Below are 12,965 nucleotides of genomic sequence, written 5' to 3' on the forward strand. Positions count from 1 at the left end.
AGCCTGACCTTCCCAACAATGGCGTCTCCAGAATCCCTGATGGAGACAAACGATGACGCGCAAGATCCTCATGCTCTGCGGCGACTACGCCGAGGACTACGAGACCATGGTGCCGTTCCAGGCGCTGCAGGCGGTGGGCCACACGGTGCACGCCGTCGCTCCCGACAAGAAGGCCGGCGACTGGGTCCACACCGCGATCCACGACTTCGAGGGCGCCCAGACCTACAGCGAGAAGCCGGGCCACCGCTTCACGCTCAATGCGAATTTCTCGGACGTCCGGCCCGAGGCCTACGACGCCCTGGTGATCCCCGGCGGCCGCGCCCCCGAATACCTGCGCCTGAACGCCCGCGTGGTCGAGATCGCTCGGCACTTCCTGGCCGCCGACAAGCCAGTGGCTTCGGTCTGCCATGGCGCCCAGCTGCTGGCGGTCACCGGACTGCTGAAGGGCCGCAAGGTCTCGGCCTACCCGGCCTGCCAGCCCGAGGTCGAACTCGCCGGGGCGGAGTACATGAACATCCCGGTCGACCAGGCCGTGACCGATCGCAACCTGGTCAGCGCGCCCGCCTGGCCCGCGCATCCGGCCTGGATCGCCCAGTTCCTTCGGGTGCTCGGCACCCGCATCGAGGGCTGAGGGCACTACAGTCCCATCCGATACGCGTTCCCCACCACCAGGAGATGGCCATGTGCGAAGTGTTCATCAGCGCCGACCCGCAAAGCTACGACAGCCGCACCCGCTCGATCCGCCTGCATGGCGTGGTCACCAGCATCCGGCTCGAGAACCTGTTCTGGCAGGTGCTCGAGGAGATCGCCGGGCGCGACGGCATGGGGGTGGTGCAGCTGATCGAGAAGCTCTACGACGAGCTGGTCGCCGCGCGCGGCGAGGTCGGCAATTTCGCGTCCTTCCTGCGGGTCTGCGCGCTTCGCTATGAAGCGCTGCTGGCCCAAGGCCGGATCCCGGCCGACACCGGGGTGGCGATCGCCTCGCTGGATGCGCGGGCGGTGCTGCATGCGCTGCCGCGCGGCTGGGGCCGGCCGGCCCGGGTCGGGGCCGTGATCTGACCCGCGCCCGGCGTCCCCCTAGTTGACCACCACCGACAGCGTGGTTCCGGCCGGCACGCGCACCGTCTCGGTGTAGGTGCCCTTGACGTTGGGGCGCGCCACCGGAAAGCTGCCCGTCTTGCGCAGCCAGTCCGGCACCGCCTGCGGCAGGGCCCGCTTGTCGCGGCCGAGGCTCGACGGGTCGATCGCCGGCAGGCTGAAGCCGCCTTCGCTGCGCGCCGGCATGCTGTACTCGGCCAGGCCCGCGCCGAGCGGAATGACACCGGCCGCGGTGGCCGAGAACCGGCGCAGTTCCTGCCCCGTGCCGGAGGCCGGGCGCGTCGACTTGATGGCCGCCTCGAGGATGGCGGTCGAGTCCTCGATGCCCGTGCTGTTGAGCAGCGACTTGTAGAAGTCGAGGCCCAGCTGGCGATTCAGGAAACCGCCGAACGACCCGTTCAGCGCATAGCTCTCGCAGTTGGCGCCCATCGGCGTCCACTCGGACAGCATGCAGTTGTAGCTGCCGGCGCCGTTGTAAGCCAGGTAGTACGGAAAGCGCGAGTCTCGAATCGCGTTGTGGCTGGGGTCGATATTGAAGCTGGCCCAGTCCTCCATCATCAGCGCCGACATTTCTTCCAGCCAGGTGGCGAAGGCGTATTTCGAACCCATCTTCACGCTGCGGCGATAGAAGTTCTGCATGTGCATGCCCTCGTGTGCCATGGTCGTCGCGATCTGCTTCACGCCGGCTTCACCGTCGAGATAGAGCGACTCGGTATCGAGGTAGAGGCTCAGCGATTCATTGCTCCAGGCCCGGTCGCCGGCGTCCTTCTTGAAGTTGTTCATGCCCCAGAAATAGCCGATCGTGCCGTAGGGCTTGCCGTTGCCGTCGAAGTTGACCAGGAAGATGTCCACCGGCTGGCCGCTGCCCGCGATCAGCTCGCCATAGGGATGCTCCCCCCACAGCGGACCACCGGTGCGCACCAGCAGGTCGTAGATGCCGCCCGGCGCGGCGAACTTGTCTTCCATGCGCTGGGCCAGCTCGGCCGTGATGCGCGACGGGCTCAGTTCGCTGACTTCGACCCAGAGGTTGACCATGGTGCCGTCGCTCGCGCTGCGCTGGGTCACCAGCTTCACGGTTCGCTGCGAATGGTCGTACAGGTAGATCTGGCGCTGGTCGGCGACGGCATAAGGCGGGGAAGCCGCCACCGACTTCGACAGCGCCATCGCGTCCTTCGACGGCGCACCGAGCAGTTTGTCGAAGCCGGTCCGATTGAACTCGCCGATCGCCATGTTCTGCGCTTCGGCGCCATCGTCAGCCTGCACGACCGCCTTGCTGGCCACGATGCTGCGCTCGCTGTTCGATCGCACCACAAGGCCGCCCATCGACTGGTCGGCCGCACTCTCGTTGGTCAGCACCAGCGTCACGGTCTGGCCGTCCAGGCCCGAAATCGACACCGGGACGTCCGCCGAGACCTGCGACTTGTTGACGCCTTGCCAGATGCTGGTCCCCGAACCTGAAAAGGTGGCGACCTCCACTTGGCTGCAGGAACTGCAGGAGGTCGAAACCGGTGCGCCATCCGCGGGCTTCGCGGGCGGCGCGGCCGCGACCGGCAGCGCGATGCCGCCACCGCCCCCGCCTCCGCCACCACCACCGCAAGCGGACAGGGACATGGCGACCGCCAGCATGGCGGCCGCACTCCACGGCGATTCCGCCCGTGATCTGCAGCGCATCTTCTACTCCTCGTTGCACGGTTCTGCGAGGAGGAACGCTTCGACCCCGCACAGCCCGAGGACCGGACGCCACGTCGGCGCTCGATATCTCGGGTTGCAACTGGATATCGACCGTCGAACGGAAAACTACAGTGAGGCGAAATGCTTACTTTCGCCCGCGATGTCTCATTGCAGCGCGCCCCAACGCGCCACCGCGGGCTCCGCTGCCGCCCATTTCCAGCCATGGTCGCCGCGGCAGACGGTGGTGACGAAGCGCGGCGACGCCGCCCCGGCGGCCTGGGCAGCGGCGTCTTCGACGGAGAACACGGCCTCCTTGCAGTCCGCCAGCGGCGTGGCGAACGCGCGCACCACCTGCACCTCGCCCTGGCCGTCGCCGTAGGGCACGGCGTGACGAATTTCCCAGGGTGCGCGCTGCCCGACTGCCATGCCGCCGACCAGGTCCGCAATGCGCGCCTGCTCCTGCTGGCTCCAGCGGCGCAGCACGAGCTTGATGCTGGCATCGATGCCCGCCTGCACGCCGATGCCGACAGCCACGCCCACGGCCGGACTCGCGGATGCCGAGCCGGAAGCCACGCCGGCGACGGCACCCGTGATGCCGGCAACCGAACTGCAGGCCGACAGGACGACTGCGCATCCGAGCGCAACGACCACGCAGGCGGCGGTCCCCAGGCAAGCGTGCCTCATTGCAACGAGCCCCACCGCTCGGTCGCGGGCTCGGCCTGGGCCCACGCCCATCGGCTCCCGTTGCGGCAGATCGAGGCCACGTAGAACTCGCTCGCCGGCAATGCTCCGGTACCGCTTTGTTCCACCGAGACGACGATCTCCTTGCAGTCGAGTTCGCCGGTGCTGATGACCCGGCTGACCACGACGCGACCGGCCTCCTCGCTTTCGAGCGGCAGGGACAACGTCGTCTTCCATGGCTTGACCTGTCCGACCTTGAGCGGCCCGGCAACCTGGGCGATCTGCGCTTGCGCCTCGCCGTGAATCTTGCGCTGGTAGTACTGCACCCCGGAGCGCACCGCCGCCTGCACGCCGATGCCGATGCCGGTCGCCACGCCGGGGTTGTCGGTGACTGCATTGGCCAGCGCGCCGCTGGCGATGCCGGCGCCGGCGGAGGCGCTTTCGGTCAGGAGGGATCCACAACCGCTGGTGGACAGCGCGGCGGCGGCCAGCAGACAGCCGACCGCCCTTCTCTTCATCGTCTTCATCATGGGCCGACGAGTCTAGGAAGACCCGGTGCCGATGTCTGCTGGAAGCGTCCGCGTTGAGGATGCGAATGAACTCGTTCTCGCCCTGACGGGCTGCCCCTTTCGGGTCAGATCTTCATGAACGCCGAGATCCGCTGGCCGACGATCTGGGCGCGGCTGCGCGTGGCGGCAACCCGCCGGTGGTGTGCCAACGATTCGAGCGCCTGGGCCACGGTGTCCGCCCGACCCTCGTCCTGGCCTGACCGGCTGCGCCAGTTCTTGGCGACCTCGCTCAACTCCTCGGCGCTCAAGGGCTCCGGCGGGTCTTCCACCGTTCGCGCGGGACGCGGCGCGGGCGTCCCCCGGGTGGCCCGAAGAATGCCCAGCAGTCCCTTGGAGGACCATTGCAGTTGGGAGGAGCGGGTGGAGTGCATGTAAGGCATTATGACTACTAACACTTTTGGTTACAAGCCCTCCTGCATGAAAACCATGCGCCTTCACCTCATTCCCCCTGGAAATGCGCCCTTTTTCCGCTGTCAGCGTGGCTTCGCAGCGTCCGCGGGAGCGGCCGCGCCCTTGCTCGGCAGCCGCCAGAGCCAGGCCGCGACCGCTGCGCAACACACCGCCGGCACCCAGCACCAGGCCGGCGGCAACTGGAAACCGGCCACCACGGAGCCGACGGCCATCATCACCGTGGCCAGTTGCTTGGCACGCAGCGGCACCGCGCGATTCGCGCGCCAGTCCTCGATCCACGGCCCGAAGCGCGGATGCCCGAGCAGCCAGCGCTCGCAGCGCGCACTGCCGCGCGAAAAGCAGAAGGCCGCGAGCAGCACGAAGGGAACGGTCGGCAGCAACGGCAGGAAGATGCCGACGAAACCGGCCCCCAGGCTCAGCCAGCCGGCGGCCAGCCACAAAAGCTTCAGCAGCCGTCCGGGCTCGCGCGGGGAGCGGCCCTGCGGCCTGTCCCCGCTGTCCAGCCTGCCCTCTTTCATCGGATCGCCTCCGGCCATTGATCGAAGCCCGAGGTTAACCCGAAGCCGACTCTGCTATAATCCGCCCTTCCCCGAAATGCCCTGGCCTCTTTCGGTTGCCTGCGCAGGCAAGCCGCATCTCACGCCGGCGCGTCGAAGCCACCACGACGAGAAAAACTACAGGTGACTTCCGCAAGTGAACATTTGCCGTAACGTGGGCCGCGTAAGTGCCCACGGCCACATTCCTGAAAGCCCGCCTCGAGCGGGCTTTTTTCATGGCGCGATCGGGTGAATAAGACTTGCTGATGAATCAAGGGCGAAAGATTGATTTTTCTTTCGCCCTTGCTTTGACTGTAATCAGGGCAATCCCACCCTATCGCAGAACAGAGCATGACCAAGAACATCGAGGCGCAAGTACTGATCGTCGGAGGCGGGCCGGTCGGCTTGACGCTGGCCACCGACCTGGCGCAGCGAGGCATTTCCGTCATCGTCGCCGAAACACGTCACCGCGGCGAGCCGCCGAGCGTCAAGTGCAACCACGTCTCGTCGCGCACCATGGAAATCTTCCGCCGGCTGGGCCTGTCGAAGGCCATGCGCGAATCGGGCCTGCCGGCCGATCATGCCAACGACGTGTCGTACCGCACGACGTTCACGGGCGAAGAACTCTCCCGCATCCACATCCCTTCGCGCGCAAGCCGCTACACCGACAAGAGCGGCCCGGACGGCTGGTGGCCCACCGCGGAACCACCGCACCGCATCAACCAGATCTACCTGGAGCCGGTGCTGTTCGCCCACGCCGAGGCCACCCAGGGCGTGACGATCCTCAGCCGCACGCGCATCGACGAGTTCACGCAGGACGAGCACGGCGTGAACGCCAAGGGCGTCGACCTCGAGTCCGGGCAAGAAGTGCGGGTCTTCAGCCAATACATGATCGGCTGCGACGGCGGCCGCTCCGCCGTCCGCAAGGCGATCGGCGCCAAGCTCTCCGGCACCGATGTCGTGGGCCGTGTGCAGTCGACCTACTTCCGCGCGCCCGATCTGCTGTCGCGCACCGGAAACACCCCGGCCTGGGCCACCTTCTCGCTCAATCCGCGCCGCAGCGGCAATGTCTACGCGATCGACGGCCGCGAGACCTTCCTGCTGCACAACTACCTGCGCTCCGACGAAGTGGAGTTCGACTCCGTCGACCGCGACTGGGCGATCCGCACCATCCTCGGTGTCGGCGACGACTTCAACTACGAGATCCTCTCCAAGGAAGACTGGATCGGCCGCCGCCTGGTCGCCGACAAGTTCCGCGATCGCCGCGTCTTCATCTGTGGGGACGCATCGCACCTGTGGGTGCCGATGGCGGGCTACGGCATGAATGCCGGCATCGCCGACGCGATGAACCTGTCGTGGCAATTGGCTGCGCGCCTGAACGGATGGGCCGCAGAAGGCGTGCTCGCCGCCTACGAAGCCGAGCGCCAGCCGATCACCGAGCAGGTCTCCAAGTTCGCGATGAATCACGCCATCGCACTCCAGAAGGAGCGTGAAGGCGTGCCGGCCGGCATAGAGGCACCCGGCCCCGCCGGCGAGGAAGCCCGCAGGGTCGCCGGACAGGCGCTGTACGACCTCAACGTCAAGCAGTATTGCTGCGCCGGCCTGAACTTCGGCTACTACTACGACGCGTCGCCGCTGATCGCCTACGACGGCGAGGCTGCACCCTCGTATGCGATGGACCGGTTCACGCCATCCACCGCGCCGGGATGCCGCACGCCGCACTTCTGGCTGGCCGACGGTCGATCGCTCTACGACGCCATGGGACCGGAATACACGCTGCTGCGCTTCGACCCGACGGCCGACGCCGGTCCGCTTCGAGAAGCCGCTGCCCGCAGGGGCCTGCCGCTGACCGTGCTCGATGCGCAGAGCGACGAGGTGCCCGACGCCTATCGCCACGCGCTCGTGCTTTCGCGGCCGGACCAGCATGTCGCATGGCGCGGCGACCGCAGCCCGGATGATGCCCTCGCCCTTGTCGATCGCGTGCGCGGCTGCTTTACCGATCCGAATCACCACGAATGATCACGATGCCATCAGAAGCCAAGATCCGCAGAGACCTCGCCGCCTGCTACCGGTTGTTCGACTGGCTCGGCTGGACGGAATTGATCTTCAACCACATCACGGTCCGGGTGCCCACGCCAGAGGCGGGGAAGCCCGAGTACCTCATCAATCCATTCGGCCTGCACTACGCCGAAGTCACGCCCGACAACCTCGTGCGCATCGATGTCGATGGTGCGCCCCGCGCCGGGAGCACCGGACAGGTGAACCGCGCGGGCTTCGTCATCCACAGCGCGATCCATTCCGCGCGCGACGATGCGCACTGCATCATGCATGTCCACACGACGGCGGGCTGCGCGGTAGCCTCCAAGGAATCGGGACTGCGCCACGACAACTTCTACAGCGCCATGCTGTACGACGACGTGGCCTATCACGACTACGAGGGCGTGACGACCAATCTCGACGAGCAGCCGCGCCTCGTGAAGTCGCTGGGCAAGCGCAACCACCTGATCCTGCGCAACCACGGTCTGCTGGTGGTCGGCCCCGACATCCCCACCACCTTCAACCGCCTGTGGGTCCTGCAGCGTGCCTGCGAGATCCAACTCGCGTCGGATGCCGCGAGTGGACCGAACCGGTCGATCCCCGAGTCCATCCTGCGCACCGTGCCCGAGACGCGCGTCGCCGGCAAGGGCGAAGTCCACCGCGTCATCTTCGACACGATGCTCAGGCGCGCCGGCATCTCGTTCTGACCGATCCCGACATCCGATCACCAAAAGGAATCGCGATTCGGGATATCGGTTTGGAGATTGCGCCGGTTGCCGACAGCATCTCGAAGGTCCAACTCATTGAAAGTCGTCATGCCCAACTCTGCTCGGCGCGCTCTGCTTGCCTGTGGTCTCTCCCTCGTCGCCTTGGCCGGCGTGTCGCATGCCCAGGCGCTTTCTCCGACGATCAAGCTCGTCGTTCCGTACCCGCCGGGCGGAAGCGCCGACACGCTGGCGCGTCTCATCGCGCAGCCGCTGCAGGAGCAACTGAAGGCCACGGTGGTCGTCGACAACAGGCCGGGCGCCGGCGGCCGGATCGCGGCGTCGCAGCTCAAGCGATCGCCCGCGGACGGCAGCGTGATCCTCATCGCACCCAATGCCCTGACCACCATCCAGTCGCTCGTGTACGAGGGGCAGCTCGACTACAAGGTGATGGAAGACTTCATCCCCTTGTCGCGCCTGTCGAGCTTTCCGATGGGCCTGGCGGTGCCTGCCACGAGCCCGTTCAAGACAGCACCCCAGCTCGTCGCGGCGATGAAGGGCTCGAAGGACGCGAACTACGGGACCTCGGGCGCCGGCGGTCTCGCGCACTTCGCCGGGCTGGAATTCGGCAAGACGACGGGCATCGAGTGGACGCACATTGCCTACAAGGGCGGCGCACCCCTGGTCACCGATCTGATCGGCGGCCATCTGCCGGTGGCGATCGACGCACTCGTCGACCAGATCGAGCAACAGCGCGGCGGCAAGATCCGCGTGCTCGGCATCTTCAGCGACAAGCGCTACTCGCTGGCACCGGATATTCCGACGCTTGCCGAGCAAGGCATCAAGATGGCCCCGGTCGAAGGCTGGTTCGGTGCCTTCCTGCCCGCGAAGACGCCCGCGCCGGTGGTCGCCCGGATCGACCAGGCGATGGCGAAGGCGATCGCCAACCCGGAGGTGAAGGAAAAGCTCAACAAGCTGGTGCTCCAGACCGCCTACCTCGACTCGGCGGACTTCACCCGGCTGCAGGCCGCCGAGCTTCAGCAGTGGGCGCCTGTGGTGAGGGATTCCGGCTTCAAGCCCGACTGACGCCGTCCCGTTCGAGGACCCCTGTCAGGCGAGCGTAGGAACGCAGCATCGCGACCAGCTGGGCCGCCTCCGGGCTGAGCCGGCGGGTCGCCTTCGACACGATGCCGATCTGGTAGACGAGCATCGACTGCTCGCGCACCGGGATCTCGATCAGACTGCCCGCAGTGAGCGGATGCCGCAGCAACTGCGCGGGCAGCCGCGCGACGCAGTCCGACTCGAGCAGCATCGAAATGGCACCGAACACGGAATCGGAAACGGCGGCAAATCGGGGCCGACCCAGACGATGCTGCAGGAAGAGTTCCTGGATGCTCTCGTCCTGATGCCCGGGGCGCGCAGGATCGCCAACCACGATCCAGTGCGAATCCACCAGTTCGCTCACGCTCGTGGCGTCCCGGAGGGGATGCCCGCGGCGCGCCATAATGGCTGCGGCGGTCGCGTAGAGCGGCTGTACCTGCAGGTCGTCCGAGACCACGTCCTGCGGGAGCCTCATCACCGCGAAATCCAGCCGGTTGTCGAGCACGGCCGCAACGAGCTCGCTCGAAGAGCGCTGCGTCAGGTGGATGGTCGTCTTCGGAAATGCATTGCGGAAGTCCTTCAACACCGAAGGCACGAGCCTGAGCGAAGGCTCGACCGAAGCGCCGACCTTGACCTGCTTGGGCACCGGCCGCCTGTCGCGGTTGAGCCACGCCTCCGCCCGGTCCGCCTCCTGGAGGACGGCACGCGCGTAGGAGACGAACTCCTCGCCCGCGGCGCTCAGCGCGACGCCTTGCGAGGTGCGCTCGATCAGGACGATGTCGTGCTCCTCTTCCAGTTTCGCGACGCTCTTCGTGAGGCCGGCCTGCGAGACGTCCAGGGCACGCGCTGCGGCCCGGTAGCCGCCGTGGGACACCACGGCCAGAAGATCGCGAAGTTGCTGCAGTCGCATGGCACTAGGGTAGGTCGTGGATCCTGATCGCCAAAGGCGATCGCGAAGCGCGAGGTGCGCTAGCCAATGTATATCGATCTGAAAGACCATTGGACGATGAACTCACCGATTTCCTATCCGGCGCACGTCGCCGCGCTCAAGCCCTACGTTCCAGGTCTTCCGATTTCCGCGGTAGCAGCTCGCTCGGGCATTGCCGAGGACCGCATCGTCAAGCTCGCGTCGAACGAGAACCCTCTGGGCGCCAGTCCGAAGGCGCTGGCCGCGCTGTCGCGCGCCGCGATCGATCTTTCCCGCTATCCGGACAGCGACTGTGCGGCGCTTTCCGACGCGATCGCTGCGTTCCATGATGTTCCCCGTGACTGGATCGTGGTGGGCGCCGGCTCCGAGAGCGTGCTCGGCAACCTGGCCTCGACCTTGCTGCAGCCCGGGCGCTCGACGGCGTACTCGCAGTATTCGTTCCAGGCCTATGTGAACGCCGCGCAAAAACTGGGGGCAACGTCGACCGTGGTGCCATCGCCCGATTTCCGCGTCGACCTCGAGGGCCTCGCCGACGCGATCCACCCATCGACGGCCCTTGTCTACATCGCCAATCCCGGCAATCCGACCGGCACCGTGGTCGATCCCGACGCGCTCGGGGCATTCCTGGACCGCGTACCCGCACACGTCGTCGTGCTGCTGGACGAGGCGTACTTCGAGTTCATGCCTGCCGATCTTCGTGGCGATTCGGTGGCGTGGGTGCGCCGGCATCCCAATCTCGTGGTCACCCGGACGTTCTCCAAGGCCTACGGCCTCGCGGGATTGCGCATCGGCTATGGAATCGCTCAATCGGGCCTCTCGGATGTGATGCGCAGGGTCCGCTCGCCATTCACGATTTCCGACGCCGCGCAGGTGGCCGCAATAGCGGCGCTCGACGATGTGGAGTTCATCGAACAGACCGTTGCGATGACCGACCAGGGCCGCAGCGCGCTCATCAGCGGCCTGGGCGCGAAGGGGTATCGATGCATCGGGTCCCACACCAACTTCATCCTGGCCGACGTCGGCGGCGGGGCCGCGTTCGCCAGCAGGCTGGAGAAGCACGGCCTGATCGTGCGCCCGGTCACGGCCTACGGCTTGGCCGATTGGGTTCGCATCAGCATCGGCACGCCGGCCGAGATCGACAGGATGCTCGCGGTGCTATAGGGCGTGAACACGCCCTAGTCCATCGTGGCGCCGGACGCCTTCACGACCGCACCCCAACGCGTGGTCTCGGACTTCAGGTACGCGGCGAGTTGCTGCGGCGGCAGCGTTGCCGCCTCGACGCCCTCGGCGGCAAGGCGCTCCTGGACCTGCGGCTGCTTCATGACTTTTTCGAGGGCGACCGCGAACCTTGCGATCAACTCCGGCGGCGTTCCCGCCGGCGCCACGAGGCTTTGCCAGGCGACTGCCTGGAAGTCCTTGGTGCCGGCAGCGCCAGACTCCGCGATCGTGGGCACCTCGGGCATCGCGATCTGCCGCTTGGGCGAGGTGACGCCCAACGCCCGCAGTCGTTCCCCGCGTACATGCGCAAGCGCCGGCGGGATGTCGCTGAACATCAACTGGATCTGCCCGCCGAGCAGGTCGGTCATCGCGGGCGCGCTGCCGCGATAGGGAACGTGGGTGAGATCGGCGCCGGTGGCGGACTTGAACATCTCGACGGCGAGGTGCTGAGGACTGCCGCTTCCGGCCGACCCATAGCTCAACTTGCCCGCCTGCGCTTTCGACAGGGCGATCAGTTCCGCGATCGATCCAACCGGCACCGACGCATTCACCACCGCGACCAGCGGTACGGAGCCGATCATGCCGATGGGTGCGAAATCCTTGATCGGGTCATAGCCGAGACGCTTGTAGAGCCACGGATTGATCGCCAGCGTGGTGCTTGTCGCCACGAGCAGGGTGCGGCCATCGGCCGGGGCGCGTGCGGCATAGGTCGCCCCCAGGCCACTGCCTGCGCCCGGCTTGTTCTCGACGACGATGGTGGTGCCCAGGAGGGGAGCCATCTCCTTGGCCAGGATGCGCCCGAGCAAGTCGGTCGTGCCGCCCGGGGCATAGGGCACCACGAGCGTGATCGGCTTGTCTCCCTGCGCCCATACGTTGGCCGCCGCCGTGGCTGCGGCGACGGAGCCTGCCAGTCGGATGATCGCGTTGCGTCTGTTCATGAAAATGTCTCTTTAGCAGGCCGACGGTCGATGCCGGGAACTGCCGGTTGTTGGTCAGCAAGGGCCATCAATTAGAGGCCAACGGCCTTTCGTTGGAAAATGAATCCTTCTATGGCGATTCATAAGCAACCCTTATCTTCCTTTCCTTCCGTGCGGCAGCTGCGTGCCTTCGTGGCCGTGTATCACACCGGCAGCGTCTCTGCCGCGGCGCAGGAGCTTTCCCTCACGCAGCCCGCAGTCACCATGCTGCTGCGCGAACTGGAGACGAAGCTCGGCGTGAGCCTGTTCGATCGCCACACCCGGGCGGTACATCGGACCGATGCCGCGAGCCACGCGATCGGCTATGCCCAGCGGGCGCTGGCGGAAATGGAAGGTCTGTCGACCTCGATGAGCGAACTGGCCGGCCTGCATGCAGGCCGGGTTCGCGTGGTGGCCACCGCCGCCGTCGCCCAGGCCTTGCTGCCTCCGGCGATGCGCAAGTTTCTGGACCAGCACCCGGGCGTGAGCCTGGAGATCGACGAAGTCGGGCCGGCGGACTTTGCCAGCGCCATCGAAGCCAATCATGTGGACTTTGGTGTTGGAACGCTCGAGGGATCCGGATCCAGCCTGCGTGAGGAGGTGCTGATCCGCGAGACCCTGGTCGCGGCCGCCCTCCCCTCGGCCTCGTTCCCCGGCGGCATCCCGATGACATGGAAGCAGTTGAGCGCGCTTCCCTTGGTGACGGTCCGCTCGGGCTACGGCATCAGAGGCCGTATCGAAACCGCCGCGCAGGAAGCCGGGGTCGAGCTCAAGATTGCGCATGAGGTCTCCCTGCTCGCAACGGCCGTGGCGTTGGCGGCGAACGGCCTCGGCGTGGTCGTGGTGCCTCCATCCATCGTGGCGCGCGAATCGAAGCTGGTGATGCAGCGGCTCATCCGACCCACCATCGAGCGGGTGATCGGCGTTCATTTCCGGCGGGAGCGATCACTGTCGCCGGCGGCCGACGCATTCCTGCAGGTGCTCAAGCTTGTCGCCGTCGGCGGCTAGAAGGCGACGTCATCCGCCGTGCGTTGCCGGTTTCCCGACCATCATTT

At 66.7% G+C, this 12,965-nt stretch carries 14 protein-coding genes; 7 read left to right on the top strand and 7 right to left on the bottom strand.

The features are described 5' to 3' along the window. The first annotated feature begins 52 nt into the window (after positions 1-52). Both AC1DF3_RS27795 and AC1DF3_RS27800 read left to right on the top strand, forming a co-directional pair. Positions 53-631 (top strand): DJ-1/PfpI family protein, encoded by a 579-nt coding sequence (locus AC1DF3_RS27795; protein WP_286536438.1) that lies wholly within the window; start codon positions 53-55, stop codon positions 629-631. A 50-nt stretch (positions 632-681) separates the two neighbouring features. Next, positions 682-1,059: a ribbon-helix-helix domain-containing protein gene (locus AC1DF3_RS27800; protein WP_286536437.1), complete on the top strand. Its 378-nt coding sequence runs from the start codon at positions 682-684 to the stop codon at positions 1,057-1,059. 18 nt (positions 1,060-1,077) lie between these two features. Here AC1DF3_RS27800 and AC1DF3_RS27805 read toward each other — a convergent pair whose 3' ends face one another. From AC1DF3_RS27805 to AC1DF3_RS27825, 5 genes are all read right to left on the bottom strand, one after another. Further along, positions 1,078-2,769, bottom strand: coding sequence for a M30 family zinc metallopeptidase (locus AC1DF3_RS27805; RefSeq protein ID WP_478141530.1), 1,692 nt, complete (start codon positions 2,767-2,769; stop codon positions 1,078-1,080). Positions 2,770-2,934: 165 nt separating this feature from the next. Beyond that, positions 2,935-3,453 (bottom strand): hypothetical protein, encoded by a 519-nt coding sequence (locus tag AC1DF3_RS27810; RefSeq protein WP_478141531.1) that lies wholly within the window; start codon positions 3,451-3,453, stop codon positions 2,935-2,937. After that, positions 3,450-3,980 carry a hypothetical protein gene (locus AC1DF3_RS27815; RefSeq protein ID WP_478141532.1) on the bottom strand — a complete coding sequence of 177 codons (531 nt, stop codon included), beginning with the start codon at positions 3,978-3,980 and terminating at the stop codon, positions 3,450-3,452. The genes AC1DF3_RS27810 and AC1DF3_RS27815 overlap by 4 nt, the downstream gene beginning before the upstream one ends. Positions 3,981-4,084: 104 nt before the next feature. Further along, complete coding sequence (locus AC1DF3_RS27820; protein ID WP_286536433.1) at positions 4,085-4,390, bottom strand: hypothetical protein; 306 nt, start codon at positions 4,388-4,390, stop codon at positions 4,085-4,087. A 102-nt stretch (positions 4,391-4,492) separates the two neighbouring features. Beyond that, positions 4,493-4,948 carry a YbaN family protein gene (locus AC1DF3_RS27825; protein WP_286536432.1) on the bottom strand — a complete coding sequence of 152 codons (456 nt, stop codon included), beginning with the start codon at positions 4,946-4,948 and terminating at the stop codon, positions 4,493-4,495. Between the two features lie 369 nt (positions 4,949-5,317). Between AC1DF3_RS27825 and AC1DF3_RS27830 the strand changes: the two genes are divergently transcribed. The 3 genes from AC1DF3_RS27830 (at position 5,318) to AC1DF3_RS27840 (ending at position 8,793) form a co-directional block, all read left to right on the top strand. Beyond that, positions 5,318-6,985 carry an FAD-dependent oxidoreductase gene (locus AC1DF3_RS27830; RefSeq protein WP_286536431.1) on the top strand — a complete coding sequence of 556 codons (1,668 nt, stop codon included), beginning with the start codon at positions 5,318-5,320 and terminating at the stop codon, positions 6,983-6,985. 5 nt (positions 6,986-6,990) lie between these two features. Continuing rightward, the gene (locus AC1DF3_RS27835; RefSeq protein WP_286536430.1) at positions 6,991-7,710 is read left to right on the top strand and encodes a class II aldolase/adducin family protein; all 720 of its coding nucleotides are present in this window, start codon (positions 6,991-6,993) and stop codon (positions 7,708-7,710) included. A 108-nt stretch (positions 7,711-7,818) separates the two neighbouring features. Next, the gene (locus tag AC1DF3_RS27840) at positions 7,819-8,793 is read left to right on the top strand and encodes a Bug family tripartite tricarboxylate transporter substrate binding protein (RefSeq protein ID WP_478141533.1); all 975 of its coding nucleotides are present in this window, start codon (positions 7,819-7,821) and stop codon (positions 8,791-8,793) included. Here the strand turns inward: AC1DF3_RS27840 and AC1DF3_RS27845 are convergent. After that, on the bottom strand, positions 8,780-9,718 hold the full coding sequence (locus AC1DF3_RS27845) for a LysR family transcriptional regulator (protein WP_286536427.1): 939 nt from the start codon (positions 9,716-9,718) through the stop codon (positions 8,780-8,782). The genes AC1DF3_RS27840 and AC1DF3_RS27845 overlap by 14 nt on opposite strands. Positions 9,719-9,784: 66 nt before the next feature. Between AC1DF3_RS27845 and hisC the strand changes: the two genes are divergently transcribed. Further along, positions 9,785-10,897, top strand: a complete 1,113-nt coding sequence (gene hisC, locus AC1DF3_RS27850) for a histidinol-phosphate transaminase (RefSeq protein ID WP_478141534.1) — start codon at positions 9,785-9,787, stop codon at positions 10,895-10,897. Positions 10,898-10,911: 14 nt separating this feature from the next. On the opposite strand, the gene AC1DF3_RS27855 is transcribed toward hisC, so the two are convergent. Beyond that, positions 10,912-11,892, bottom strand: coding sequence for a Bug family tripartite tricarboxylate transporter substrate binding protein (locus AC1DF3_RS27855; protein WP_478141535.1), 981 nt, complete (start codon positions 11,890-11,892; stop codon positions 10,912-10,914). Positions 11,893-12,003: 111 nt separating this feature from the next. Here AC1DF3_RS27855 and AC1DF3_RS27860 point away from each other — a divergent pair, with 111 nt between their 5' ends. Further along, complete coding sequence (locus tag AC1DF3_RS27860; RefSeq protein WP_478141536.1) at positions 12,004-12,918, top strand: LysR family transcriptional regulator; 915 nt, start codon at positions 12,004-12,006, stop codon at positions 12,916-12,918. Positions 12,919-12,965: the final 47 nt, after the last annotated feature.

The sequence above is a fragment of the Variovorax sp. 10N432 genome, from assembly GCF_056394465.1.

What these genes read in the sequence shown, in the direction of transcription:
- AC1DF3_RS27795 (WP_286536438.1), top strand. Translation starts at nt 53, where the DNA reads ATGACGCGCAAGATCCTCATGCTCTGCGGCGACTACGCCGAGGACTAC.
- AC1DF3_RS27800 (WP_286536437.1), top strand. Translation starts at nt 682, where the DNA reads ATGTGCGAAGTGTTCATCAGCGCCGACCCGCAAAGCTACGACAGCCGC.
- AC1DF3_RS27805 (WP_478141530.1), bottom strand. Translation starts at nt 2,769, where the DNA reads ATGCGCTGCAGATCACGGGCGGAATCGCCGTGGAGTGCGGCCGCCATG.
- AC1DF3_RS27810 (WP_478141531.1), bottom strand. Translation starts at nt 3,453, where the DNA reads ATGAGGCACGCTTGCCTGGGGACCGCCGCCTGCGTGGTCGTTGCGCTC.
- AC1DF3_RS27815 (WP_478141532.1), bottom strand. Translation starts at nt 3,980, where the DNA reads ATGATGAAGACGATGAAGAGAAGGGCGGTCGGCTGTCTGCTGGCCGCC.
- AC1DF3_RS27820 (WP_286536433.1), bottom strand. Translation starts at nt 4,390, where the DNA reads ATGCACTCCACCCGCTCCTCCCAACTGCAATGGTCCTCCAAGGGACTG.
- AC1DF3_RS27825 (WP_286536432.1), bottom strand. Translation starts at nt 4,948, where the DNA reads ATGAAAGAGGGCAGGCTGGACAGCGGGGACAGGCCGCAGGGCCGCTCC.
- AC1DF3_RS27830 (WP_286536431.1), top strand. Translation starts at nt 5,318, where the DNA reads ATGACCAAGAACATCGAGGCGCAAGTACTGATCGTCGGAGGCGGGCCG.
- AC1DF3_RS27835 (WP_286536430.1), top strand. Translation starts at nt 6,991, where the DNA reads ATGCCATCAGAAGCCAAGATCCGCAGAGACCTCGCCGCCTGCTACCGG.
- AC1DF3_RS27840 (WP_478141533.1), top strand. Translation starts at nt 7,819, where the DNA reads ATGCCCAACTCTGCTCGGCGCGCTCTGCTTGCCTGTGGTCTCTCCCTC.
- AC1DF3_RS27845 (WP_286536427.1), bottom strand. Translation starts at nt 9,718, where the DNA reads ATGCGACTGCAGCAACTTCGCGATCTTCTGGCCGTGGTGTCCCACGGC.
- hisC (WP_478141534.1), top strand. Translation starts at nt 9,785, where the DNA reads ATGTATATCGATCTGAAAGACCATTGGACGATGAACTCACCGATTTCC.
- AC1DF3_RS27855 (WP_478141535.1), bottom strand. Translation starts at nt 11,892, where the DNA reads ATGAACAGACGCAACGCGATCATCCGACTGGCAGGCTCCGTCGCCGCA.
- AC1DF3_RS27860 (WP_478141536.1), top strand. Translation starts at nt 12,004, where the DNA reads ATGGCGATTCATAAGCAACCCTTATCTTCCTTTCCTTCCGTGCGGCAG.